Consider the following 25,963-nt stretch of genomic DNA (forward strand, 5'->3'; position numbering starts at 1 on the left):
CGCCTAGTTATCCACAACAAAACCTTCGCTGCAAAGTTATCCACAGAAAATGTGGATTTATCCACGTGCTGTCCACTGCCAGAGAGGGGTTTTCCACCGGTTATCCGCAGCTTTTACCCACATTTGTGCACAACGTTGTGGATAACTTTATTGTGGAATTATCCACCGCCGGGCGTGTCGCACGGTCGTCCGCAATGCCGCAGGCATTGCACAAGACGACCGCGCGAGCCGGCCGAAGAGGAAGCGCTGTGCGCTCCCGTGCCGGCGGAGCCATCCTTATGACAAAATACCCTCCCATAAAAACGTTTTCATACCGTTTTATGGGAGGGAAACAGGACCTGCCGAAACTATGCGTCGGAATGCTGCTTCAGGCGGACCGTGAGCTCCATGACGTAGTTGTAGATCTCCTGCTTCTCCTGCATCTCGGAGGTGATGCGGTCGCAGGCGTGCATGACGGTCGTGTGGTCGCGGCCGCCGAACACATCGCCGATGTCCATCAGGCTCATGCTCGTCATCTCGCGGGCCAGATACATGGCCACCTGACGCGCCTGTGAGACGCTCTTCGTGCGCCCGCGGCCCACGATGTCATCGAAGGTCAGGTGGAAGTACTTGGCGACCTGGCTGATGATGTCGGTCGGCTTGACCTCCACGTCGGTGGTGAAGAAATCCTGCAGCGTCTGCTCGGCGAGCGCGCGCGTCACCGGCTGGTTCGACAGCGATGCCACGGCCGTCACACGTGTCAGCGCGCCTTCGAGCTCGCGGATGTTCTCGGTGAAGCGCTCCGCGATCAGATCGAGCACGTCGTTGGGGATCGAGGTGTGGTTCATCGAGGCCATCATCCTCAGGATCGCGATGCGCGTCTCCAGGTCCGGCGGCTTGACGTCGACGGTCAGACCCGAGTCGAAGCGCGAGATCAGGCGCGCCTCGAAGCCCTTGAGGTTCTTCGGCGCCACGTCGGAGGCGATGACGATGCGCTTGTTCGCCTGATGCAACGCGTTGAAGGTGTGGAAGAACTGCTCGAGGGTGGCCTCCTTGCCGCCGAGGAACTGGATGTCGTCGATGAGCAGCACGTCGACCTCGCGGTAGCGGCGGTTGAATTCGGCGATCTGTCCCTGGCTCTGGTTCGGGTTCTGCAACGCCTCGATGAACTCGTTGGTGAATTCCTCGCTGTTGACATAGCGGACCTTGAGCGTGGGATCCTTGACAAGCGCGTAGTTGCCGATGGCGTTGAGCAGATGCGTCTTGCCCAGGCCCGAGCCGCCGTAGATACACAGCGGATTGAAGTCGCGTCCCGAGCCCTCGGCCACGGCCAGGGCCACTGTGCGCGCGAAGCGGTTCGAATCGCCGGGCACGAAGGTGTCGAAGGTCGCGTTTTTGTTGAGATGGGTCTTGGGATCGCGCAGCACCTGGCGCTGGCTGATCGACGGATATTGCTGGTCGCCGCCGGATTGCTGGCCCTGCGACTGCGTCGAAGGCGTCTTCGCGGCGGGCTGCTGGCTGAACGTCTGGCCCGGGAACTCCGGCTGCACGGCGGTGCCGGCGGGCGCCGCCATCGGAAGGTTGTCGATCGAGGGCACCCTCGGGCCTCCGGGCACCGGCGGGGTATAGGTCTCCTGCGCGAGGTCGGCGACGGTTGGCGCGGTGCGGCTGTCGAAGGCGGACTGGCGCGGATACTGCGGCGTCCGGGGCTGCTCCGGCTCGCTCGCCTTGGCGATCGGCTGCGCGATCTTGAAGGCCGGGAACATATCCTGGCCGGTGACCAGCTTCAACGCGTGCAGCAACGGTTCGTTCAGATCGGTCTGCAGCGCCTGCTGCGTGGCGGCGTTTTCGACGCACAGCACGATCGTGGTGCCGAAGACGGCCTCGGGGACCACGCCCTCGACCCAGCCTTTGTCACGCGGGGACAATGCGCCGTTGTGTTTGATCAGCGCCAGCACGTCGGACCATATGCGGGCCGCCTGGGACGCCGGATCCTGAGGTTCCTGTGCCATCCGGCCCCTTTCCGACTCATCTCACTGAACTCGCGCGACGGGCGCTCCTGATACGGCAGACCCGCGCGCGAAGAAAATATGCAACACCACATATTTACTCCCTGCCCGCGAAGTTATCCACAGCCTTGCGTGTTGTCCTGCCTCGATTGTGAATAACATGCGTGTAATTTGTGGATAACTTTCTCCCCGAATTCGGCCTATTCATTGGTCCGAGGGGCGCACGGGCAGGGAAATTGGCGGTCCGAAATGTGAAAACATGCGTTCCACATTGACCTTAGGCCAGGGGTGAGGGTATTTTGGTAGGGATTGACTCATATGAGGGCCGTGCGTCAGCATGGCCGAATACCTAGGAGACCAGGATTATGAAGAGGACTTTCCAGCCGAACAACCGCCGTCGTCACATGAAGCACGGCTTCCGTCTGCGCATGCGCACCCGTTCCGGTCGCGCCGTCATCAACCGTCGCCGCGCCAAGGGCCGCAAGTCCCTGTCCGCCTGAGCCCGGTTCCCAAGACCGGCGGCACGCAGGTGGAGCGGCTCACCAGCCATCGTGACTTCGTCGCCGTGCTCCGGCGTCGCCGCAGAATATCCCGATCTGACATCGTCGTGCACTATCTGGTGCGCGACGATTGCCATTGTGAAGGGGACGTTCCGGCGCGCGCACGGCGGTTGGGGCTTGCCGTATCCAAATCGGTCGGCAACGCCGTCACCCGAAACACCGTCAAGCGACGTTTCCGCGTGCTGGCGCGCCGATATGAGGACGAGCTGCCGCAGGGCTGCGATGTGGTGATTCGTGCCAAGCCCACCGCGGCCACGACGCCCTTCCAGGAACTGGAACGGCAGATTGCCTCGGCCTTCCGCGCCCTTGCCTCCAAGACAGCGGTCGAGGGGGAGCATCACCAGGGCGGAATCGCACGATGAGCGCGGCAGCGGCGTCGATGATCCGGGCGGTGCGCTGGTATCAGCGCCATTTCTCGGCGAATCGCGCCGTTCCCTGCTGCAAATACTATCCCAGCTGTTCCAATTACGCGATCCAGGCCCTGCGCCGATATGGCGCCATGCGCGGCGGATTGCTCGCCGTGCTGCGGCTGTTGCGTTGCCGTCCGTGGAGCGATGGCGGCATCGACGACGTGCCCCGGCGATATTCCGTGTTCTACCGGTTCCGCTGGTCCAAGGCGCACGAGGAACCCAGGCTCACACCCTTGCCCGACGACGTGACGACCGACGAGAAATGAAGGATGCATTCCTATGATGTATAACCAAGAGCAATTCATGCTCGACCAAAGCTTCTTCGGGTGGCTCTACAAGATCCTGACCCCCGTCGAATGGCTGATGACGTGGATCATGAAGCTGTTCCACGAACTGCTGGTGCTGATCGGCATGCATCCGGTCGGCTTCTCGTGGGTGCTGTCCATCATCTTCCTCGTGCTCGTCGTGCACGCGTGCATCTTCCCCATCTACTACAAGCAGATGAAGTCGATGCGCAAGATGCAGGCCCTGCAGCCGAAGATGCAGCACATCCAGAACAAATACAAGGGCAAGACGGATCAGGCCAGCAAAGAGGCCATGAGCCGCGAGATGATGAAGCTCTACCAGGACAACCATGCCAATCCGGCCGGGTCGTGCCTGCCGATGCTCATCCAGGGCCCCGTGTTCATGTGCATGTTCTATGTGTTGTCGGCCATCCCGTACATCGCGCGCGGCAAGCGGGCGGGCGGTTCCCTGGGTGCCTTCGACCAGGCCACTGCACAGGAGTTCTCGCAGACGACGATCTTCGGCGTCAACGTCACCGACACCTTCTCCTCCTCGGCCACGCATGGCAAGATCATCATCGGCCTGTTCGTGGCGCTGATGTGCCTGTGCATGTGGTTCATGCAGTTCAACAGCATGAAGCGCAATATGAACCAGGAGACCATGGTCGGCCAGGCCGCCACCATGCAGAAGATGATGCTGTGGATGTTCCCGCTTATGTACATCTTCTCCGGCGCGGTCATGCCCTTCGCCGTGCTCGTCTACTGGCTGACGAACAACATCTGCAACCTGCTGCGCTCCTTCTGGCAGATCCATTCCTTCCCGACTCCCGGTTCCCCGGCGGCCAAGGCCAAGGAGATCCGCGACCATAGGAACGAGAACGCGAAGCGTCAGCGCGAAGGACGCCCCACGCTTGAGGAGGAGGAGCTGATCAAGGCCCGCGAGGATGCCGAGCGCAAGCAGACCCAGGGATATCAGCGCGAGCAGCCGCAGCGCAAGAACCGTAAGAAGAAGCGGTGATGGCCTGACGGTTTTCGGACCGCTTGGCCAAGGTCCGGCCCGGTTCCTTCCGCCGTCCCGGCGACCGGGCGAACGTCGGATGCATTCGCCGCGGCGACGGTCGGCGGAGGGAACCCGAGGGCTTAGACTTGGGAATGGTACCTGTGCTGGGTTAAGGAGTATGACATGACGCAGGATGACGACAAGACGATGGATCAGCTCAACGAGGAAGCCGATATCGCCGCCGACTATCTGGAAGGTCTGCTCGATATCGCCGACTACGAGGGCGACATCGAAATGGGTGTGCGCAACAAGCGTCCGATGGTGCAGATCGTCGCCGATGACAACACCGACATCAAGAACCTGATCGGGCGCAACGGCGAGGTGGTCGATGCGCTGCAGCAGCTCACCCGGCTGGCCGTGCAGCAGAAGACCGGCGAGCGTTCGCATCTTATCGTGGATGTGGACGGCTATCTCAAGCGGAAGCGTCAGCGTCTGCGCGATATCGCGCTGGATGCCGTGGACGAGGCCAAGGAAACCGGTGAGCCGGTCGATCTGAAGCCGATGAATTCCTTTGAGCGCAAGGTGGTGCATGATGTCGTGCGCGAAGAGGGGCTTCGGTCGCGGTCGCATGGCGAGGAGCCGCGGCGGTATGTGACGGTGTATCTGCGGGCCAATGTCAGTGATGTTGATGATGTTGACGATGTCGAGATCGTTGACGAGGGCGAGGCCTGAGAGCTGACGACTGGTGGCCGGCGGTCTGATGGATGGTCTTGGCTGATGGTCATTGGATAACGGCTGGCTTGTGTTTCACGTGAAACATGCGGGTGTTTGGCTGATGGGCTGTTGGTCGGTTTTGACCAATGGTACGTGAGTTGGATTCTGCGTGAGTTGTGTGGGAATGAAGCTGGTTTTATATGAATATCTGTTGAGTTTTGATATTCGTTCGGAATTACGAATTGGTCTCTGCGACCGCGTGGGGTCGACGAAATCCTATCTAAGACACGCTCCGGGCCGCTCTGGCCAAGTCTTTACGGTCTACGACAGGATTTCGTCGACCCCACGCTCGTTGGTACCATAACTTACATATTCGTTGTAAATAAGTTGGTGAGGTGATGCCTCACTTTGTACGTACGGCTTTGCGAGAGCGAAAAGGGACAGGAAAGGGGCGGGGACGAGATGGTGGATGAGTTGGATGGGGCTTCGGTGTTGGGGGAAGTGCTGGGGGAGGCGCTGCCGAAGTTGGAAGTGTTTCACGTGAAACTTGCCAGGGAGGGTGAGCCTCGCGGACTGATTGGGCCTCGTGATGGACATCATTTGGGAGCGACATATTCTTAATTCGGCTGCGATCGTGCCTTTTGTGCGCGAGGCAACCGAAGGCGCGAAGTTCAAAACCGTGGCCGATATCGGTTCTGGTGGCGGTTTTCCCGGACTTGTTGCCGCGGCGTGCTTGCCCGACCATCGTTTCACCTTGATTGAGCCAATGGAGCGTCGTGTGGAATGGCTGCACGAGTGCGTGGAGGAGATGGGGCTGGAGAATGTCACCATCATGCGGGAGCGCTCGGAAGAAGTCATCGCTGCGATGCGCAAGGGGCATGGGCCCCATCCCTTTGCGGTCGTCACCTGCCGCGCCGTTGCGCCGATGACCAAACTCGCTGGTTGGACGTTGCCGCTGCTTAAGCCGCAAGGTCGACTTGTGGCTTTGAAAGGTCGCTCGGCGCAGGCGGAGCTCGACAAGGCCGCCAAGGAAATCACCAAACGCGGCGGTCGCAATCCAAGGGTGGTCGAGGCATCGGTGGGCGCTGGGCTTGAGCCCACGCATGTCGTATTGGTGGATAAAAAGTAGATTGCCATGTCCTTCTCTGGATGCCGTCGTTGTGTTATCCGCGACGGCATCTTGAGTTGTAGCTGTGGTTGCATCTGTGGCATTCAGCGTTTGATATGCGGATGGCAGTGGAGTTCTTCATTTGCGATGGTGCAATGAGCCGACACAAGACTTCGAGATATTGCTTTGCGATGAAGCGGCGGACATATACGAGGGGAGTGGCATTCACTCGTGACCTTGTATTGCTTATTCGGCTTTGAGCTTTTGCAACTAACTATGCGGAATGTGCTTTGTGGATATGTGTTGTGGATTGTGGATAGGATGCGGAAGAAGGTGAGTTATCCACATTATGTGGATGAGTCTTGAGTTATCCACATAATGTGGATGATGGTATGTGTCGATCTTGAAAAACCTTATTTTTCAATGCTTTCTATGGTTCTTTCGGGGTATGTGGCGCACTCTCGTTCACTGACTTATCCACAGTTATCCACATTGCAAGTGGGTGACTGTGGATAAATCTTCATGTCCATACGAATCACGAAACTGGAGGGGTTGCGATAAAGGAGGACCCCATGACAATAGATGCACAACCCCAGGTGGGTGCGGGCATGGAGTCCGCCGAAGAGACCCTTCAACGTATCTTTGGTTCCGGAGCCACGGGGCTTGGCGCTGAGATAGCTGATTTGTCCACAAGATATGAAGCCTTGCAGAAAGCGGTTTTCCCTCACCCCGGTCGCACCAGACTGATAGCTGTGGCCAATCAAAAAGGTGGCGTGGGGAAAACGACCACGACAGTGAATGTTGCCGCGGCGCTTGCCCAAGGTGGGATGCATGTGCTCGTCATTGACATGGACCCGCAAGGCAACGCCTCCACTGCACTGGGTGTGCCGCATGCGTCTGGTGAACCGTCGGTGTATGACGTGATCGAGGGACGATTGGGCATCGATGAGGTTATGCAGGTCTGCCCGGATTTCCCGTCTCTGGATGTGGTGCCGGCTTCCATTGATCTCAGTGGCGCCGAGTTGGAGGTGGCGGCGCTGCCCAACCGCACGTATTTGCTCAAGGAGGCGCTGGAGCGCTTTCTTTCGAAGCAGGACGTGCCCTATGATTTCGTGCTGATCGATTGTCCGCCTAGCTTGGGGCTGTTGGTGATCAACGCGATGTGCGCTGCGCAGGAGATGTTGATTCCGATTCAGGCCGAATACTATGCGCTTGAAGGTTTGGGACAGCTGATCAACACCATCGGTTTGGTCCAGGAACATTACAATCCGCAGCTGATGGTTTCCACAATGCTGGTCACGATGTTCGATCGCCGCACCTTGCTGAGCAAAGAGGTCTACGGCCAGGTCAAAGGGCATTATCCGTCCATTGTGTTGGACACCACGATTCCACGAACGGTGAAGATATCCGAGGCGCCGAGCTTCAGTCAAAGCGTGGTCGCCTATGACCCGCATGGCATGGGAGCCGTTGCATATGGCGAAGCGTCGTTGGAGATCGCCCGTCGTTCGCAGCAGGTGCTGGATGCCATTGATTCGCGAGCGAAGGAGCACTGATATGGCCTCGAAGTCACGACTGGGCAAAGGCCTTGGCGCCCTTTTTCCCACGTTGCCCGGTGAATCTGAATCACAGCCGCAGCCGGTTGCAATTGTTCCGACGGTGACGAAAACCAGTGCGTCTGCATCTTCCCAGGCGAAGGATGTTTCACGTGAAACATCCAAGCCTGTAGATATGGCAAAGCCTGTGAACAAGAAGTCCGCTCCGAAGACCAAACGTATTTCGGTGCCGACGCTAAGTGAGATCGCTCACCCAAGTGATGTTTTTTTTGGATCGCCAGTCAAAACTGTCGATACCAGCGAGATGCCGGCTGACAAGTCCGAATCGGTCTCGGACAAGAAAACGACTGTTGTTGCGGCCCAGGAATCTGCACCCGTAAAGCAGCATGATGTTTCACGTGAAACATCAAGTCAGGCGGAATCGGTGTCTGAGCTCAAGCCGGTCGAGGGCGGCTATCTGGCGGAACTCAAGCTTTCCGATATCGGCCCCAATGCCCAGCAGCCGCGCACTGTCTTCGATGAAGATGACCTCAACGAACTTGCTGCCTCCATCAAAGAGGTCGGTGTGCTGCAACCCATTGTGGTGCGCAAGCGTTCCGCCGAAGCCATCACGGCAGCCAAACAGCATGTTTCACGTGAAACATCCAATCCATTCGAGGGTCGACTGGACAGCACCTATGAACTCATCATGGGTGAGCGTCGTTGGCGTGCTTCGCAACTGGCTGGCTTGGAGACCATTCCGGCCATCGTCAAGACCACAGCCGATGATGAGATGCTGCGCGACGCTCTGTTGGAGAATCTGCATCGCGTCGCACTGAACCCCCTCGAAGAGGCCGCTGCATATCAGCAGATGATCAAGGAATTCGGTCTCACGCAGGCCGAGCTGTCGAAGTCCGTTTCGAAGTCACGTCCTCAGATCGCAAACACCTTGCGTTTGCTCAATCTACCGGCCTCCGTGCAGAAGAGGGTGGCCGCCGGCGTGCTGTCGGCCGGCCATGCCCGCGCCCTGCTTGCGCTTGAAGATGCCGAGGCAATGGACAAACTCGCCACGCGCATCATCGCCGAGGGGCTGTCCGTGCGCAGCACCGAGGAAATCGTGGCGATGAGCAATGATCAGGGCGGACAGCGCAAGTCGCCCAAGGCGAAGCGACCCAATCCCTGGGCGGACTCTCCGATTCAACAGCGCCTGGAAAACCATTTCGACACCAAGGTCGCCATCAAAGGCACCCCCAAGCACGGCCGCATCGAAATCACATTCTCCTCTCCCGAGGACATGGACCGCATTCTCAATCTCTTGGCTCCCACCCCCACCAAGCCCGCAGACGGCTGGGTCTGATCGTATTCCGATCTCTGCGTGCGCGATTCCAATTTCAAATAAGAATGGATGACTTGGTTTTTAGGCCCAGCGTGCGGCCGAGCTCCACTGGCATGCCTTTGCAGTCGGGAACGCTTGTTTCGGTGTTTCCAAGAGCGGATGAGCGGTCGGGTGCGCGCCGTCGTCGCGCATCGTGCTTCCGCGAATCGCTTGCAGTTTGCGGAATAGCAGCGATCTCACTCCTGTGCGTTTCGGAGTAGCCGATTGTCCAATCGGTTGCGTGGTCGCGGAACAAAGGCGCCGAAGCACTGAAACCGATGATGGCCGTCAGCAGGGGCGTTCATTGGGCAATTGCTTGCATCATCCGGAGTTATTCAGTTCCACTGACGCGGGCCATGCTGTTGCTATCCATTGTTCTGTTGAGCGGGTCTGAACGGCATGCAAGGCCTCGCCTTCATCCCTCGCTGCCAACCGCAATCTGAACAGACGCCGAGCGGAATGTGCAAGGAGATGGAACGATGAGGTCTGATTATGGTATTCCATCGCTTTTAGTGAAGGTTGTTTGACGTTTTTAACTTTCTTATTTATATTTCTTATCATTAAGAAAGCTATAAAAGAAGAGAATGATGGTTGATGAATAGGGAATACAGAACTTTGGCAAGACTGTTCCATGCGGACAGAAGCGGCGATGCATGCGTCAACCATGACCGGCTTGCCAAACAGCGTCTTGAGGCGGACTCCACTTTCGCCACAGGAGTCACGACGCCGCTCGGAGAACTGTTCGTCGCCACTCCGAGGCATATCAGTATGCTTATTCAGAGGGTTCTGCTGGCCGAACGGAGGGTGTCGGCCATGTGGCGGAGCATCCCGGGGGTCATGCGGTGGAACTATATCACGCATGCGGTCTCCGAGGAATTGTTCGCCACGAATGAGATGGAAGGCGTCAGGTCCACCAGGAAGGAGACCGAGGCCGCCGTCGCCGCCGCGCAACAGGCTAGGGACGATGGGGATGAGAAGAGAGCTAGGTTCAGTGAGTTCGCAAAGCTGTATCTCAATCTCACCGCCCCGGACGTCGGCCTTCCCAAGACCCTCGAGGATATCCGGGAGATCTACGATAAGGTGGCTCTCGGCGAGATCAGCGACGAGGATAAGCCCGACGGCGAGCTGTTCAGGAAGGGTGACGTGGAGATCCAAGGTCCGCATGGCACTGCGATACACAGTGGTGTCAGCGGCGAGGCTCGCATATCGGTGCTGCTCACACAGATGATCGATCTCGCCAAGTCAGACGAGACGCCGTTTTTACAGCGGGCCATAGCGAGCCACTTTCTATTCGAGTACATCCACCCGTTCTACGATGGCAATGGCAGGACCGGGCGTTATCTGCTGGCGCTTTACCTGAGCCACGATCTCACGATCCCCACGGTGCTCTCCCTTTCCCGGATCATCGCGGAGAACAAGAACGAATACTACAAGGCATTCACAGAGGCCGAGGACAGGCTCAACTGCGGCGAACTCACGTTCTTCGTCGCCACCATTCTCGGTTTTATCGAACGGGCACAGGCGTCGCTTATCGAGGAATTGGGCGTCAAAGTCAATCAGCTCGACAAGGCCGGGGACCTGCGCGACGAACTGGGAAAGAAGCTTGGATTGTCAGTCAATGCGCTCGATCTTCTTTATGCCGTCATGCAGGAGGAGCTGTTCGACACCACCAAATCCCTGACACTCGATGATGTGGTCGCCGACCTTATGCTCACCAAACAAACCGTGCGCAAATACGTGGAGGAACTGGACCAGGCCGGACTCATCGAGTTCGTCGGCAGGCGGCCGCTCCGTTTCGAAGCATCTGAAACCCTAAGGGAGAAAATGGGCATCGCAGTCGGCGGCAGCTCGAACGAGAATGCCTGAGGTGAGAATGCCGATGGATGTTCAACGGGGCCGGATGCCTGGCGAGGAACGCGATGTGCTCGGCTCGGGCATGGAGGCGTGCGGCTGCTGAGCGTTTCTCGACCAGCGGTCCACCGCCCGTTCGACGCGTTTGAGGGGGGCACCCTCTTCACTGCGCTGAGGCTGGACAGACAGCGCAACTTATTGATGGCGAAAGAGCCGCCTCGTTCAGTCGGCGAGATAGGCCTGTGCGTCGAGGGCGGCGCGGCAGCCCATGCCGGCGGCGCTGATGGCCTGGCGATAGGTGCGGTCCACGCAATCGCCGGCGGCGAACACGCCGGGCACGGAGGTGTGCGTGCCGGCCCCCTCGACCAGCACATAGCCGTCCTCGTCCTTGGCCACGGCATCGCCGAGGAAACCGGTGGCGGGCGTGTGCCCGATGGCCACGAACAGGCCGGAGACCGGCACGGTCCGTTCCTCGCCGCTCACCGTGTCTCGCACGTCGATTGACACAACCTCGCCCGCAGGCGGGGCGGCGGCGTTGAGCGCCAGTCCCAGCTTCAATCCGCCGGCCGGCGCCGTGGCGCCCGCGGGAACGGCCCCATTGACCTTCGTGACGATGGTGTTCGTCATCAGCGCGATCTTCTCGTTCGCCTTCACGCGCTCGACCATGATATGCGAGGCGCGGAACTCGTCGCGACGGTGGATCAGCGTCACCGACGACCCGAAGCGCGACAGGAAGTCGGCCTCCTCCATGGCCGAGTCGCCGCCGCCGACCACGACGATCGGTTTGTCCTTGAAGAAGAAGCCGTCGCAGGTCGCGCAATAGGACACCCCGTGCCCCGAATATTCCTCCTCGCCCGGCACGCCCAGCTTGCGCACCAGCGAACCGGTGGCGATGACGACGGCCCGGGCGCGCAGCGTCTCGCCACCCGCCAGCGTCAGCGTCTTGATATCGCCCGAGAAATCCACCGACTCCACGTCGTCGTATTCCATCTCGGCACCGAAGCGTTCGGCCTGCCTCTGCATCGCATCCATCAGGTCGGGGCCCATCACGCCGTCCGGGAAACCGGGGAAATTCTCGACCTCCGTCGTGTTCGTCAGCTGTCCGCCGGGCGTCAGCGCTCCCGCGACGATCAACGGCCGGTATCCGGCGCGCCCCAGATAGATCGCGGCCGTGTATCCGGCGGGTCCCGAGCCCACGATGATGGCGTCGCGGACGTCGTCGGCGGGCATGGTGTCATTGGAGGCGATATTCGAAGTCATATGACCACCTTATCGCGCCCCGTGGGCCGCTCACCCTTAGAACAACTGCACGGAGTTGATGTAGAACTGGTTGCCCGGCAGGCTGTCGGCCGGCACCCAGAGCATCACATCCTGCGTGGTGACGACCTTGTTGAACTTCACCTCGGTGGTGCCGCTCGGGTCGAAGGTGAATTCGGCGACGCGCTCGCCCTGGTTCGGGTCGTTGGCCGAGTTGGCGATCACATAGCCCTTGCCGCCCGAGGTGCGGATGGAGACGACGAGGCGATATGCCTGCTGCGGCTCGGCGAGGTGCAGCGCGTAGCCATATCCAGCCTGGCCCGCCGGATTGTCGAGGAAGGTCTGCGAAGCGAGCTGCAGCGGCGTCGTGTTCACATGCTGCGGTTGCGGCACCTGCTTGACCGCTTTGTCCGCGTGGACCGGCGTCTCGGCCTTCTTCTCCACAGTGGCCTTTTTATCGGTCTTGGCCGCGTTATCGCTCTTGGCCGCCGCCTTGTCGCCCTTCGCGTCATCGGCGGGAGCCTCGTCCGTCGTGCCGCCGAAGGGCACGTCGTCGAGATTCGCCTCTGGCCAGGCGTTCGTGGAATCGGCCGACACCGTGCCGCCGACGTTGTCGGGGCCGGAGGTGAGGCTGTGCACCGCAAGCCCGGCGGACAGCAGAACGATGATGGCTCCGGCGGCGATCGCGACGACCTTGGTGGTCATGCGACCAAGCAACGGGGTGTCGGAATAGTCCTCGTCCTCGTTAAGCGGTGCGTTCGGGTCGGCCGGCACTGTGGAGGCGTTCTCCGGCATTGTGGAGGGCGTGAAGCTCGGGGGAAGCGCGGCGTTGCCGGCGGCCTCGATGGCCCGCTGTTCGTCGATCAGCGCGCGCTGCGAAGGCGTCATGCCCGCCTCCATCACCGGCAGCGGGCTGGTGGTCTCACCCTCCCGCTGTTCGTCGATCAGCGCCCCCGGCTTGCGCACGGAGGAGACATCGATCGGCAGCGTGTTGCGCACACCATCGGGGATATCGAGCGGCTGCACCGCGAAGTCGAAACCGCTCGGTCCGGAGGTCACCAAGCCATCGGACAGCGGCAACAGACGTTCCGCGTCCACAGGGGCCAGCGCCACCGTGGAGATCGAGCATTCGCCGTTGTTGCTGGGGCGCGAGATCCTGTCGTCCCCAAGGTCCTGCACGGCCGCCCACCACCCCAGCAGAGCGATGAGTTCGTCGACGGACACCAAGGGCTGGCTGCCGTCGTCGCCTTCGTGCAGGTCGAGCCCGCGCTTGACGATCATGCGGAACTCGCCGGGCGCGTCCTGCGGCAGGCGGTTCAGGTCGTATCCGGTGCCCGGCTCATGCACTTCGCGCGTCAGCATCGAGTAGAGCACGGAGGCCAGCTGACGGATCATGAGGTGCTCGCCGGTCACGGAATCCGGGGCGTCGGAGGGCTCGGCCAGCATCGCGCTCACCGGGGCGTCCGCGAGTTCGAGGCCGCCCCGGGCGATGCGAATCGTGTCGCAGCCGATCGCATGGTGCGCGAGCCGGTCGGCGATCAGCGCCCGTGTGCCGACGGCCGCGTCGCCGATGATCGAACGCATCGCGTCATAGGTCAGTGTGCGCGCAGGATCGGCCATATAGTCGCGCAGGGAGATGCCGGCGTCGAGTTCGGTGACGACGATCGCCGCCTTGCCCACATGCTCGAGCTGCAGCACCTCGGCGAACCGCGGATCCTTCGACAGCGCCAGGGAGGAGGCCGTGTCGTCGACCTGGGCGAGCACCGTCGGATCGGTGACGACGAAGAGCTGGCAATCATGCGCGAGCACACCGTCATTGGCCTTCCACGCCGTCAGGCCGGGGGCCTCGCGCAGCGACGATACGAGTGTGTATCGATTGATGACGGTATCTCCCAACTGAAGATTCATAGTTCCTTCGACTCCGTGGCGCGATGATTCCCTGGTCCAGTGCGACGCTGTTGACATTCTAGTGGTGGGGATGGCCGACACAATGCTACTTTCGGCTGATTTCCACCCTTTGGAGGTATGGTCCGTGATTTCGCCGTCATCGATCGCGGACGCGGCATCGTTCCCGGCATCCATATTCTCCGTATCCGTGGGTTTTCCAGCGTCCCCCGCGCCGCCGAGACGTGCGCGGATGGCCGCGACGCCGGCCATGAGCTCCGGTGTGCGCAGCAGGGCGAGCATGGCCACATACACCGCCGCCGTCACGACGGTCAGCGCCACGCATATGCCGATGGCCTGGGGCCAGTTCATCGTCGCCTCGTCGCCATGCGAGCCGAGATCGGCGCCCATCACCGTGGCCACCGGCCCGCGCAGCAGCGCCGCCGCCAGCGCGGCCGCGGCCGCGGCGGCAAGCCCCTTGCCCAGCGTCGCCGTGAGCGCGCGCCCGCCGATATGCCCATCGAAGCGGGAACGCATCATCCGCACCAGCACCGGGAAGCCGATGACATAGCTCAGTGACACGGCCACGCCCACCAGCGTCGTCCAATGCTCGGCCGGCGCGACGAGGGCGAACAGCACGGCCAGCACGGCCATGGAGCCTTGCTGCAGCACGGCGAAGACGAAGGGATGCTTGCCGTCCTCGAAGGCGTAGAACGTGCGCTGGAAGATCAGATAGAGGCTCGACAGCGGCAGGCCGACGGCCAGGAAGGCCAGCACGCGCGCGATAAGCGCCGCCTCGGCCATGTTCACGGACGGCAGCAGCGCCACGATGATCGGCTCGGGGAAGGCGATGAGCGCCGCCGCGAAGAACACCATGAGCAGCCATATCATGCGCACCGAGGAGGAGAGGTCGTTGCGGGCGGCGTCGATGTCGTGGTCGGCGATCGCCGCCGAGATCTTCGGGAAGATCGCCGTCGCCACCGACACGGCGATCAACGAATACGGCAGCATGAACAGCGTGTAGGCGTTCTGATAGGTCGCGTTGCCGGCGGTCTGCGACAGCGCCGCGCCGGTCAGGTCATGCGCACGCTGCGGGGCGGAGGTCATCACGCGCGTGAGCACGATGTTCGTCAGCTCGCCCACGCCCACGACCCCGAGGCTCCACGCCGCCACCGGACCCATATGCTTGAGCCCGAAGCCGTGCAGTCCGAAACGCGGACGATAGTGCAAACCGATGCGCATCAACGGCACGAACAGCACCAGGGCCTGGAAGGCCACGCCGGCGGTCCAGGTGCCGGCCGTCAGCGCGAGCCGTCCGGCCGTCCAGAACTCCAGAGGCTGTTCGTTGGCCTTGCCGAACAGGGCGATGAAGGCCGCGAAGCCGGCGCAGCTGACGATATTGGCGCCCACCGAACTCCAGGCGTAGACGCCGAAGCGGTTCTTGGCGGCGAGGATCTGCCCGAGCACCGTGTAGAGGCCATAGAAGAAGATCTGCGGCATGCACCAGAGCATGAAGGACTGGGTCAGCGCCGTCATGCGCGCGTCGCCGCCGACATAGAGCCGGGTGAGCAGCGGCGTGGCCAGAGCCATCAGCGCGGTCATGCCGGCCAACAGGGCGATGGCCAGCGTGATGAGCTTGTTGAGCCGCTCCTCGGAATCCTTCTGCTTCAAGGTGCGCACGATCTGCGGCACCAGCACCGCGTTGAAGATGCCGCCGGAGACCAGTGTGAAGATCGCCTGCGGAATCATCGAACCGGCTTGGTATGCGTTCGCGGCCATGCCGGTGGTGCCGAGCGCCGCGGCCAACAGAATCGTGCGGATCTGTCCGGTCACGCGCGAGGCCGCGGTGCCGCAGGCCATGATCAGGGAATTGCGTCCGACCGAGGAGCTCATTCGTCGGGGTCCTTCTTGCGGTTGAATTGGCGCCACAGGCCGAGCACGCCGAGCGCGACGGACAAGCCGATGAGTACGAAGCCGGATTTGTCGCTGATTTTGAGCGCGCTGGTGATGGCGGTGGTCTGCGGGGCGCCGAAGGCGTTGCCGTCGCGGTCCAACAGGCTCAGATGCGCGGTGGTGCGTCCGGTCGTCGACACTCGGATGGCGAAGGTGACCTGGGCCTCGCCTTTGGCGGGCACGGTCACCTCGGCGAAGCGCGAGGTGACGATCTGCATCGAGTCGGTGCGCGAGGAGACGCGCACCTTGACCGGATAGGGATGGCGGTTGCTCACGGTCACCGGCATCGAGGCGGTTTCGCTGACCACGGTCACAGATTCGGACGGCGTGATGGACACCCCGTCAAGCAGGCGGGAGGCCAATTCGCCGGCCTTGGCGCCCATGCGGTTGCGTTGCGCGGCCGAACCGGATGACATCGCGTGCAGGGCCAGTTCGCTTTGCGTGCGCTTGAGTCCGTCGATCCACGAGGACGCCTTGGAATCGGCGCGACGCGAGCTTTCGCCGGCGTCCTGACGGGCCAGGGCCTGCGGATCGCGGCCTGCGGCACCCGAGACAATCGAGGAAGCGAAACGGCTGATATCGGAGCGGGCCTGCGTCAGCGTGCCCAGCGTCGCGTCCAGTTCCTCGGCGCGCTTGTCGGTTAGCCCGGCGTCCGTGGGAGCGGCGTTCGCGGCATCGTCGCCGGTGGCCCAGGAGTCGGCTTGGCGCAGCTCGTCGAGACCGGTGAGCGTGAGCCATGGGGCCTGCTCGACGGCGCCCATCAGCGCGTCAAGGGAGGCCGTGTCCGCATCGGCGTCAAGGCAGACCAGCAGATTGCGCGAGGTGTAGGGCTGTTCCATCTGATAGAACGCGCTTTGCGCCATGAACCGTGCGAGTCGGCCGGCGGCGCTGCCCTCGGCCTCGGCCTTCGCGGCTTTGCTGGTGGCCTTGCCTTTGGCGAGGTTGCCGAGTTCGCGCTGCTCGACGAGCACGGTCACCTCGCCGGCATCGGTCGGAACCGTCAATTTGCCGGTATGCACGGTGCCCGTATCCTCGCCGTCGAAGCTATGCTCGGCGATCACCGTGCCATAGCCCTGCGCGCGTGCCTGGGTGAGCGCCGCCAACGTCCAGTTCGCCCGCCCCTGCCAGGCGACGGTCGTCGGCTCGTTCTGTTCGTCGCCCAATGCCTGGCGATACAAGGAACGCGCGGCGTCGGCGCTCCAATCCGCGGTGTCGACGCCGGCGGCCGCGTAGGCCTTGGCGTTCTCCTCGGCGTTGCCGTTGGCATGTGCCGCATATGCCGTGATATCGAAGGCGGCCGGTTGCATGACGGCCGTGGCCTTCGGCGGCATCGACAGCGCTTCGGACACCGTCGGATCGGCGACCACTTGCAGCGCCGGATGATGGGTGAGCACCTGCTGGATATTGTGCCCGCGGCTGGCTCCGTGTTCGCCGAGGACCACGCCGCCGGCATCGGAGGAGTCGGCGGCGTCGGCGGAGGAATCACCGGCGTCGATGTCGTCATCCGCCTGCCAGTCGTCGGAGGTCAGCGGCATCGCCACCGTCAGCCCCAGCGCCGGTGTCTCCGCGCCGTTGAGGCCATCGTTGGAACGGGTCAGGAAAGTATGCGTCTGCGCGTGGCGGGAGGCGAACTCCTCGGGGCTTGCGGGACCGGTGGTCATGCCGGTCGCCGGATCGGTCGCGTCGCCGGCGGCATAGGAGACGGACAGCGGTTTCGGTCCCCATGTGGCGATGGCCTTGAGCCCTTCCTGGTCCGCGGCCGCATCGACGGAGACCTGCGCGCTGGCCCCCGCCTTGAGTTCGGGAACCACGGCCGTGCCGAGCGTGTTCGGCGTGGGGATGTCGGCATGGCCCTGCGCCCAATCCTGGATATCGGTGCGCGACACGAAGGTGTAATAGGCGTTGATCGCCAGCGTCAGCATGCCTGTCGGCAGCGTGGCATCGGTGCCGTTGGTCACGGTGGCCTTGAGATGGTATCCCGACGTGGCCGTGACCACGGGGGTCGCCTCGTCGACGGCGATGGACACGGCTTTGGCTGTCGTTGCCTCGGAGGAATCTCCGGAACCGCCGCCGACTTCTTCCGCGACGGCGGGGCGCGCCGAAATCGGCGACAATACGGCCACGATCATCACCAGGGCGGCGAGCAGCGTCGCCGACAAGCGCAAGGCGCGGCCTATGCCCGCCTGCGCGCAGATATGGGTTTGCTTCACTCGCTGGCCTGCCTGTTCATCTTGCGGGCGTACATCCATGCGATCTTGCGTTCGTTCGGATAGCTCAGCACATCGTCGAGGTCTTCGAATTTGACCCAGATCGCCTCCTCGGCCTCATGATCCGGATCGCCTTCGACGGTCAGCTCGCCGCCGATTTGCCTGAGGGCGTAATGGTGGACGAGTTTATGGACGCGCTGGGTGCTGCCGGTGAACCAATAGTCGATGGTGGCGATCGAATCGACCACCTCGCCGAGGATGCCGGTTTCCTCATGCACCTCGCGCACGGCCGTCTGCTGCGGCGTCTCGCCCTTCTCGATATGACCCTTCGGCAGACACCATTCGAGATGTCCGGAGCGCGAATGGCGGGCGATGATGGCCACGCGCCCCTGGTCGTCGAAGACGAGGCCTCCGGCGGAATATTCGCGCACCACCGGCAGTTCCTGCGCGTCCAGCGAGGCGAAGGTCGTCGGTCCGTCGGAGGAGCGGCGCTTGGGCATGAGCTTGGGCGTCGGGCCCGCGGCCGCGATGATCGTCTGCGTCTGGGAGACGCTCAGCCGCGCGAACACGCTGGCGGGAGTGGGCCGGCCGGGCTCGCGCCGTGTGGACGAGGAGTAGGCCGGTGCGTCGGCCTCCGTCGAGGGCTCGGGCTGCTCGGACGCCGGCGTCTGGGTATGCTTGCCCGTGGCATTGGCGGCATGGCTGAGCATGCGCGCGAGGTCCGCGGGCGTTATCATGCTTCCCACCTTACCCAAGGCTATGTGCAGGTGGGGTGACGGTATGCTTATGAAGGCAAGTCGGAGTGATGCGAAAGGGACCAGGTGAGTTTCGAAGTATGGCCTGAGGCCATTGAGTTGGGCCGTCTGTTCGCGGATAAGGGATATGAACTGGCGTTGGTGGGCGGACCGGTGCGCGACCTGTTATTGCACCGTCGTTCGCATGACCTTGATTTCTGTTCCTCGGCGCGTCCGGAGGAATTCGAGCCGATTCTGCGCGCGTGGGGCCGCGACGGATTCTGGGATATGGGACGTAAATTCGGCACGCTGGGCGCGATGCGCCGGCGTGAGGATGGCACCGAGGTCAAGGTGGAGGTGACCACATATCGTTCCGACCGTTACGATCCCGACTCCCGCAAGCCCGAGGTCAACTATGGCGATAGCCTGGAAGGCGATCTGTCTCGCCGTGACTTCACCGTCAATGCGATGGCATTGCGCGTGCCCGACCTCGAGTTCGTCGACCCCTTCGGCGGGGCGAACGATCTGGCCAAGGGCGTGCTGCGCACGCCGGTGGATCCGCGTCAGTCCTTCGACGACGACCCGCTGCGCATGATGCGCGCCGTGCGCTTCGTCGCGCAACTCGGCTTCACGATCGCGCCCGACACGGCCGAGGCGATCGTCGATATGGTCGACCGCATCGAGATCGTCTCCGCCGAACGTGTGCGCGACGAGCTGACCAAGCTGCTGCTGTCCGATGGCGCGCGCGCCGGCGTCGAGGCTCTGGTCGACTCCGGGCTGGCCGATATCGTGCTGCCCGAGATCCCGGCCCTGCAGCTGGAGATCGACGAGCACCACCGGCACAAGGATGTCTTCGAGCACACGATGATCGTGCTCGACCGCGCCATCGCCTTGGAAACCGATGACGACGGCCCTGTGCCGCGCCCCGACCTGACGCTGCGCCTGGCCGCGCTGCTGCATGACATCGGCAAGCCGCGCACGCGCCGTTTCGAGGCCGGCGGCAAGGTGAGCTTCCACCATCACGATGCGGTGGGCGCGAAGATGACGCGCAAACGGTTGAAGGCGCTGCGTTTCGACCACCATGTGGTCGAGGACGTCAGCGAACTGGTGAATCTGCACCTGCGCTTCCACGGCTACGTGGACGAACCGTGGACCGACTCGGCGGTGCGCCGCTACGTCAAGGACGCAGGTCCGCTCTACGAGCGCCTTAACCGATTGACGCGCGCCGATGCGACGACGCAGAACAAGCGCAAGGCGATGGTGTTCTCCTCGGCGATGGACGAGATGGAACAGCGTGTGCGCGATTTGAAGGAGAAAGAGGACTTCGACGCGATCCGCCCCGATATCGACGGCAACGAGATCATGTCGTTGCTTGGGCTGGAACCCGGTCCGCTGGTCGGCCGCGCCTACAAGCATATGCTTGAATACCGGCTGGATAACGGGCCGGTCGACCATGATGTTGCCGTCGCCGAGCTGAAGCGTTGGTATGAGGAGATCTCGCCGGTCGACTGAGACAGGGCGTCTGGCGTAAACGGAACAGGTCTCTAGCTGGAACTTCCCGGCTAGAGACCTGAAGTATATTGCAATCGACTGATGGTTAGTTCACCTGCTCATGGTCGAAGGTCTTCGGCACGTCGGTGAGTTTGTCGACGGCCTGGCAGTTGGCGAAGTCCTTGATTTCCTGTCCGGCGACGCCCGATTGCTTCGGATCCTTCAGATCGGTGAAGGTGGCGCCGAGCACCACGTTGACGAGCTTGTCCTCGCGGTCGTCCATCACCATCACCGCGTCGGTGAAATTCGAGGCGACGGTATAGGCCTCGTTGACGGCGTTCTTGCCGTAATAGACCGTTGTGCGTTCGACTCGTTTGCTGGGATAGTTGCCGGCCTTCAGGGGTGCGAACTGACGGTTCTCCAAGGCTGCGGAAACAGCGCCGGCGAAACCGAGATGCGTGGTGCCGTTGAGCACTTGCACATGCACGGTGCGCGGATCGACGAATTTGGCCGCGGCCCCGTCCTCGCCCTTGGTGGCGCAGGCGGTGACGACGCCGAAATTCGGCTCGACGGCGGGCGTTTTCACCTTGCCCAAGCCGCCGACGTGATAATAGAACAGCAGCGACACGAACAGCGCCACGACCATGCCCGCTGCGCAAACGGTGAATACGGTTTTCTGCCGTTGCCGCATATAGGCTTTGCGCGCTTCGCGCTCGTCTTGTGGTGCTGCCATATCCTCATGTCCTTACGTTCGTCAGACTGCTCACAATATATCGTCACTGGATGACCCGTCCGCCTCGAGGCGGGGGAAGGCGGGTGCGCCGGCTCCGATGATGCGGTCCACGACACGGGCCGAGCGCCATGCGTCGCGGATGGCGCGGGCGGCGGACTCGTCGGGCGCGAAGACGACCACCGAGGGGCCGGATCCCGATACAAAAGCGTGCGTGGCGCCGGCCTCGAGCGCCGCCGCGACTGCCTGGCCGCTGCGCGGGTGCAGGCTGATCGAGGCTCGCTGCAGATGATTGTCGTCGCCTTCGCCGGCGCCCAGGCGGTCGAAGGCAGCGTAGACCTCGGGCGTGCTCAGCTCGGCGTGGTAGGCGCCGACGAGCGCGCGGCCGGCGTATCCGCGGCGCGCCAATGCGCGGCCCTCGTCCGAATCGACGGGAATATCCTCGATGCGTTCGCCGTATCCGGTGCCACGCGCATATCCGCCGGTCAGGCAGAAGGGCATGTCGGCGCCCAGCGTCGAGGCCACCTCGCGCAGGCGTTCGATCGGCCAATCGAGGCCCCACAGGCGGTTCAGGGCCAGCAGCGTGCCGGCGGCATCGGAGGAGCCGCCTCCCAGGCCCGCGCCCACGGGGATGCGCTTGTCGATGCGCAGCGCCACATCCGGTTCGCATCCAGCGGCCCGGGCCAGCGCGAACAGGGCGAGCACCGCGTGGTTGCGGCGCATATCGGCCCCGGAGGAGGCAAGGTCGCCCAAATGGTCGCCGGACAGATCAAGCGAGAAGCCGGCGCCCGGGGCCTTGCGCTCGACCGTGACGGTGTCGCACACATCCAGCGCGCAATAGATTGTGTCGAGTTCGTGCCGGCCGCCCCACTCCTCGCGGGGCGCGCCCACGGCCAATGTGAGATTCGTCTTGGCGGGGCACAGCACGCTCACGATATGCGGCGTTTCGCCCGATGTCGTCGCCATCTCAGCCCGCCTTCCGCACGGCGGCCGCAAGGGCCGCGAACTCGTCGATGGTCAGGGTCTCGCCGCGCCGGGTCGGCTCGATGCCGGCCGCCTCGAAGGCCGCGTCGGGCACCAGATGCCTCAACGCCGCGTGCAGCGTCTTGCGCCGCTGACCGAAGGCCGCGTCCACCAACCGGAATGTCTCGTCCCGCAGCGCGGGATCGTGGGCTTCGGGCGAATCGGGGGCGAAACGCTCGAAGCGCACCAGCGCCGAATCGACGTTCGGGGCCGGCCAGAAGACGTTGCGTCCGATCACGCCCGCGCGTTCGGCACGGCCATACCAGGCGAGCTTCACGCTCGGTGTGCCGTAGATCTTGGTGCCGGGGCCCGCCGCCAGACGGTCGGCGACCTCCTTCTGCACCATCACGAGGAAGGAGCCGAGGTTGTCGAAGCGCTCCAGCAGCGTCAGCACAATCGGCGTGGCCACGTTGTAGGGCAGATTCGCCACCAGCGTGAACGTCTGCGCGCCGGCCAGCGCCGGCACGTCGGACGGCGTCACGGCCAGCGCGTCGCGGTTGATGACGGTGAGCCGCCCCGCCGCCTCGGGCATGGCCTCGGCGATGGTGGCAGGCAGACGCTCGGCCAGCGGCGGATCGATTTCGACGGCCGTGACGGTGGCGCCGGTCTCCAGAATCGCCAACGTCAGCGATCCCAATCCGGGGCCGACCTCCATGACGGGCATATCCGGCGTGACGCCCGCCTCGCGCACGATGCGGCGCACCGTGCCGGGGTCGATGACGAAATTCTGCCCGAATTTCTTCGTCGGACTGATGCCGGCCTCGGCGGCGATGCGGCGGATATCGGCCGCGCCAAGCAGGTGGCCGGTGTCGGAAGTGGTGGAAGTGTCGTTCATATCGCCTTCGGTTCGGCTTGCGGCATGGATCAGTACCAGCCGACGGATTCGGAATGGGCCCAGGCCTGGGATGGACTGCCGTATCGGCCCGCGATGTAGCTCAGGCCCCAGTCGATCTGGGCGGCGGCGTCCTCGCGGTAGTTCGCGCCGAAGGCCGCCATCTTTTCGGCCGGCAGGGATTGGGGGATGCCGTAGGCGCCGGAGGAGGGATTCTCGGCGTACCACAGCCAGCTGGATTCGCGGGTCCACAGCTTGACCAGGCAATCCCAGTCGTTGCCGGTCCAGCCGTATTGCGCCGCGGCGCCCGCCGCGTAGGCCTGGGCCTGCGCGACGGAGGGACGGCACAGGCGGCAGGCGGAGCTGTTGCCGCCGGTCGAGCCGTTGGTGCCGGTGTCGTTGCCGGGATTGTCATTGGATGTGTCCCCGGGGTTGGTGTTCGACGAGCCGCCGGTGTCGGGCGGGGTCGTGGCGCCGGCGTCGCCGGAATTGCCGGAGCCGCCAGAGCCGGTGTCGCCCGCCGCGCCGTTGCCGCCGTTATCGCCGGCATCCGCGTTCCCGCCGGATTGGGAGGGCGTCGACGGCTTGGCCGGCTTCGTCGTATTGGTGCCGGCGTCGGCCTTGCCGTGCGTGGCGTCGCTCGGATTCGACATCTGCGCGGCGCCCACGGCGATGATCTGGTCAAGCGCGGCCTTCGTCGTCTTCTCCGACACCAGTTTCTCGCTCTCCGCCTCGCCGTCGACCAACGTGACGTCATAGACCTGCGTTTTCTCTCCGTTGACGCCCTGCTGGCGGATAACCGTCTGACCGGCCGCCAGGCTCGCGTCGATGACGGTGCGCGTGGAGAAGGGGATGGCCACCGTGCGCGTGTCCTCGCGGTGCGTGACGCGGCGCACGCGCAGCACCGTCTTGCCGCCGTCTTGCTCGACGCTGACGCGGTCCTCCTTGCCCAGCGTGATGCCCTTGGAATCGAGGATCGAGGCGGCCGGCAGCTTGCCATCGGGCGCCACCGAGCTTTTGCCGTCGGCGATCACGGTCACCGGCCCCTTGCGGTTGATGACGATGCCGCCTGTCAGCTGGCTGTAGACATTGTCGATGTCGACGGTGATGCGCGAGGCTTGGTGCTCGTTCTCCTCGAAGAAGCCGATGAGCTGGTCCGCGCTGGTGGCCACGGTCCAGAACGGCACGCTTTCGCCGTCGATGGTGATCGTCGTCTGATAGGCCGAGCGCACGGTCACCACGTCATGGTCGACGAGGTTCTTCGTCGGCCCGGTCGATTGCACGAGGTCATGCGAGCGCACGGTCACGCCCTGTTCCTGAAGCAGTCGGTCCACGCTCATCGCATAGGTGCTCACCGTGCGCGTCTCTCCGTTGACGGTCAGCGCCACGGTTTTGCGCGCGGTGACGCCGAAGACGCCCACCGAACCCAGCGTCACGGCGGCGACGCACGCGGCCACGCGGATACGGCGCAGCGTCACGAATCTCTGCGGAGTCCATCGCCTGGCCATCGGCCTTCCTTCCGTATTTGTCTTTGCCGCCCGCATAAAACCGTCCGTGCGCACGGATATCCCGGTCTCGCTCGCGGCCCACGACATACCGGCTTGCATTCTAACCGCCCATGCCCACCCAGGCGTCTCCGCCCGCGATACCCACACGGTTCCTCCCTCTCGCGCGGAGGGGGAGGCAAAGAAAAAGGGGGCCGGGGAGAAGGGGATGTCCCGGCCCCCTATGCACGGGCGGGAGCAGGTTGGGGGACGCTCCGGCCCGGATCCGAAAGCCCTTAGTTGGGGGGAAGGCTTCCGGACTACTTACCCAAGGTAAGAATCCTACGCAGCGTGTGCGTATATATCTACTATAACGCTGTTTGCCGCGCTCGAGCCTCTTGTCGGGATCGAACCGACGACCTGCCGCTTACAAGGCGGCCGCTCTGGCCATCTGAGCTAAAGAGGCGTGCGTTGCGCGGGGCGTGCCCCGGCGAACGCCATCATCATACCAGTCCCAAGCGAATGTGCAATTCGGATGGGGCGGGCGCCCGTGCCGGCCGGCAGTCGGGCGCCGATGGCTTCGGCCGCCATCAGGTCAGCGACTGGGGCTCGCCCTTCGCGCCGATCGACGGCATCGTGGAGGTGCCGACCTGGTTCTCGTCCAGGCCAATGGCCTTGAGGAGGGCGGTGGGCAGGTCGAGTCCGGCGACGCTTGCGTCGCTGACGGACCAGTATTTGCCGTTGATGCGGATCGTCGGCGTGCTGAAGCCGCCCTGCGCGTTCCACAGCTCCTTCTTCTTCGGCGTGTAGTTGTTGATGGCCGCGAGCCAGTCGTGATAGGTGCCGTCGAAGGCTTTGTCGGCCACGTCCTTGCTCACTCCGGCCTTGATGGCCTGCTCCCTGAGCTTGTCGTCGCCGGTCGGTTCGTAGGCGCTGGCCTCGCCCGGCTGGAAGTCCTCGGCGTAGATGTTCTGCAGATAGGCCATGAGGTGCGCGGGATCGTCGTCATGCTCGGCGATGTAGACGGCGGCGCCCGCCGCACGCGTCGAATAGTCGTCAGTGGAGGAGACGTCCATGAACGACATGAAGTGCAGGTCCAGGTTGAGCTGGCCGGCCTCGACCAGCTTCGTCAGCGTCGGGTCGAGGGAGCGGTTCACGCCGCCGCAGCCGGGGCACAGCGGGTCCATGTAGAGCTCGACGGTCGGGGCCTTGGCGATCTTCTTGCCGTATCCGTCCTTGGAGAAGAGGATGCCGCCCTGATCGTCGGCGCGCGTGGGCTTGTCCTTGACGTTCTCGAGCTGGCTGTATGCCGCGCTGACCTCTTCGGTGCTGACATGCTTGGCGGCCCACGAGCGGTAGAGCACGGTGCCGGCGCCGATGAGCAGCGCCGCGACGATGATGACGACGATGATGCCGATGGTGGTCTGCTGCCTGCGTTCCTTCGCGGCCTTCTCGGCCGCCGCCTTCGCCGCGGCTTCCTCGGCCGCGCGCCGATCGGCGCGGGATCTGCGCTTGTCCGCTTTCTTGTCGGCTGGTGCCATCGTAT

19 protein-coding genes, 1 tRNA gene and 1 pseudogene are annotated in these 25,963 nt (G+C 63.2%); 10 read left to right on the plus strand and 11 right to left on the minus strand.

All coding sequences use genetic code 11. The features are described 5' to 3' along the window. Nucleotides 1–347 precede the first annotated feature (347 nt). Nucleotides 348–1,991: a chromosomal replication initiator protein DnaA gene (gene dnaA, locus AC1AUD_RS08565; RefSeq protein ID WP_476573930.1), complete on the minus strand. Its 1,644-nt coding sequence runs from the start codon at nucleotides 1,989–1,991 to the stop codon at nucleotides 348–350. Between the two features lie 362 nt (nucleotides 1,992–2,353). Here dnaA and rpmH point away from each other — a divergent pair, with 362 nt between their 5' ends. The 9 genes and pseudogenes from rpmH to AC1AUD_RS08610 all read left to right on the plus strand — a co-directional run bounded on the left by rpmH (nucleotide 2,354) and on the right by AC1AUD_RS08610 (nucleotide 10,837). Beyond that, entirely contained in the window at nucleotides 2,354–2,488 is a 135-nt protein-coding gene (gene rpmH, locus AC1AUD_RS08570) for a 50S ribosomal protein L34 (RefSeq protein WP_007054596.1), read from the plus strand. 29 nt (nucleotides 2,489–2,517) lie between these two features. Next, nucleotides 2,518–2,910, plus strand: a complete 393-nt coding sequence (rnpA, locus tag AC1AUD_RS08575; protein ID WP_476573931.1) for a ribonuclease P protein component — start codon at nucleotides 2,518–2,520, stop codon at nucleotides 2,908–2,910. Then, a complete protein-coding gene (gene yidD / locus AC1AUD_RS08580) occupies nucleotides 2,907–3,224 on the plus strand; it encodes a membrane protein insertion efficiency factor YidD (protein ID WP_476573932.1) in 318 nt (105 codons plus the stop codon). The genes rnpA and yidD overlap by 4 nt, the downstream gene beginning before the upstream one ends. 16 nt (nucleotides 3,225–3,240) lie before the next feature. Next, nucleotides 3,241–4,260 carry a membrane protein insertase YidC gene (gene yidC / locus AC1AUD_RS08585; protein WP_476574014.1) on the plus strand — a complete coding sequence of 340 codons (1,020 nt, stop codon included), beginning with the start codon at nucleotides 3,241–3,243 and terminating at the stop codon, nucleotides 4,258–4,260. Between the two features lie 165 nt (nucleotides 4,261–4,425). Beyond that, nucleotides 4,426–4,974, plus strand: a complete 549-nt coding sequence (locus AC1AUD_RS08590) for a Jag family protein (RefSeq protein ID WP_476573933.1) — start codon at nucleotides 4,426–4,428, stop codon at nucleotides 4,972–4,974. Between the two features lie 444 nt (nucleotides 4,975–5,418). After that, nucleotides 5,419–6,085, plus strand: a pseudogene (gene rsmG / locus AC1AUD_RS08595) (16S rRNA (guanine(527)-N(7))-methyltransferase RsmG). A gap of 587 nt (nucleotides 6,086–6,672) precedes the next feature. Further along, nucleotides 6,673–7,617 carry a ParA family protein gene (locus AC1AUD_RS08600; RefSeq protein ID WP_476574015.1) on the plus strand — a complete coding sequence of 315 codons (945 nt, stop codon included), beginning with the start codon at nucleotides 6,673–6,675 and terminating at the stop codon, nucleotides 7,615–7,617. 1 nt (nucleotide 7,618) lies between these two features. Further along, on the plus strand, nucleotides 7,619–8,953 hold the full coding sequence (locus AC1AUD_RS08605) for a ParB/RepB/Spo0J family partition protein (protein ID WP_476573934.1): 1,335 nt from the start codon (nucleotides 7,619–7,621) through the stop codon (nucleotides 8,951–8,953). 612 nt (nucleotides 8,954–9,565) lie between these two features. Then, entirely contained in the window at nucleotides 9,566–10,837 is a 1,272-nt protein-coding gene (locus AC1AUD_RS08610) for a Fic family protein (RefSeq protein WP_476573935.1), read from the plus strand. A gap of 207 nt (nucleotides 10,838–11,044) precedes the next feature. Here AC1AUD_RS08610 and AC1AUD_RS08615 read toward each other — a convergent pair whose 3' ends face one another. The 4 genes from AC1AUD_RS08615 to AC1AUD_RS08630 are packed head-to-tail and all read right to left on the minus strand — an operon-like array spanning nucleotide 11,045 to nucleotide 18,860. Beyond that, nucleotides 11,045–12,082, minus strand: a complete 1,038-nt coding sequence (locus AC1AUD_RS08615) for an NAD(P)/FAD-dependent oxidoreductase (protein WP_476573936.1) — start codon at nucleotides 12,080–12,082, stop codon at nucleotides 11,045–11,047. A 36-nt stretch (nucleotides 12,083–12,118) separates the two neighbouring features. Further along, on the minus strand, nucleotides 12,119–15,856 hold the full coding sequence (locus AC1AUD_RS08620) for a lipid II flippase MurJ (protein WP_476573937.1): 3,738 nt from the start codon (nucleotides 15,854–15,856) through the stop codon (nucleotides 12,119–12,121). Then, nucleotides 15,853–18,165: a DUF6049 family protein gene (locus tag AC1AUD_RS08625; RefSeq protein WP_476573938.1), complete on the minus strand. Its 2,313-nt coding sequence runs from the start codon at nucleotides 18,163–18,165 to the stop codon at nucleotides 15,853–15,855. Before AC1AUD_RS08625 ends, AC1AUD_RS08620 begins: the two co-directional genes overlap by 4 nt. Further along, a complete protein-coding gene (locus tag AC1AUD_RS08630; RefSeq protein WP_476573939.1) occupies nucleotides 18,123–18,860 on the minus strand; it encodes an NUDIX hydrolase in 738 nt (245 codons plus the stop codon). The genes AC1AUD_RS08625 and AC1AUD_RS08630 overlap by 43 nt, the downstream gene beginning before the upstream one ends. 84 nt (nucleotides 18,861–18,944) lie before the next feature. Here AC1AUD_RS08630 and AC1AUD_RS08635 point away from each other — a divergent pair, with 84 nt between their 5' ends. Continuing rightward, nucleotides 18,945–20,369, plus strand: coding sequence for a CCA tRNA nucleotidyltransferase (locus AC1AUD_RS08635; protein ID WP_476573940.1), 1,425 nt, complete (start codon nucleotides 18,945–18,947; stop codon nucleotides 20,367–20,369). An 85-nt stretch (nucleotides 20,370–20,454) separates the two neighbouring features. On the opposite strand, the gene AC1AUD_RS08640 is transcribed toward AC1AUD_RS08635, so the two are convergent. The 6 genes from AC1AUD_RS08640 to AC1AUD_RS08665 form a co-directional block, all read right to left on the minus strand. Then, complete coding sequence (locus AC1AUD_RS08640; RefSeq protein WP_476573941.1) at nucleotides 20,455–21,081, minus strand: LytR C-terminal domain-containing protein; 627 nt, start codon at nucleotides 21,079–21,081, stop codon at nucleotides 20,455–20,457. Between the two features lie 30 nt (nucleotides 21,082–21,111). Further along, nucleotides 21,112–22,044 carry a 4-(cytidine 5'-diphospho)-2-C-methyl-D-erythritol kinase gene (locus AC1AUD_RS08645; RefSeq protein WP_476573942.1) on the minus strand — a complete coding sequence of 311 codons (933 nt, stop codon included), beginning with the start codon at nucleotides 22,042–22,044 and terminating at the stop codon, nucleotides 21,112–21,114. A 1-nt stretch (nucleotide 22,045) separates the two neighbouring features. Beyond that, nucleotides 22,046–22,936, minus strand: a complete 891-nt coding sequence (gene rsmA, locus AC1AUD_RS08650; RefSeq protein ID WP_476573943.1) for a 16S rRNA (adenine(1518)-N(6)/adenine(1519)-N(6))-dimethyltransferase RsmA — start codon at nucleotides 22,934–22,936, stop codon at nucleotides 22,046–22,048. A 29-nt stretch (nucleotides 22,937–22,965) separates the two neighbouring features. Then, the gene (locus AC1AUD_RS08655; RefSeq protein WP_476573944.1) at nucleotides 22,966–24,441 is read right to left on the minus strand and encodes an aggregation-promoting factor C-terminal-like domain-containing protein; all 1,476 of its coding nucleotides are present in this window, start codon (nucleotides 24,439–24,441) and stop codon (nucleotides 22,966–22,968) included. Nucleotides 24,442–24,809: 368 nt separating this feature from the next. After that, nucleotides 24,810–24,883 (minus strand) — tRNA-Thr (locus tag AC1AUD_RS08660). Nucleotides 24,884–25,007: 124 nt separating this feature from the next. Continuing rightward, entirely contained in the window at nucleotides 25,008–25,958 is a 951-nt protein-coding gene (locus AC1AUD_RS08665; RefSeq protein WP_476573945.1) for a DsbA family protein, read from the minus strand. Between the last annotated feature and the right edge of the window lie 5 nt (nucleotides 25,959–25,963).

The sequence above is a fragment of the Bifidobacterium sp. LH_730 genome (genome assembly GCF_056355835.1).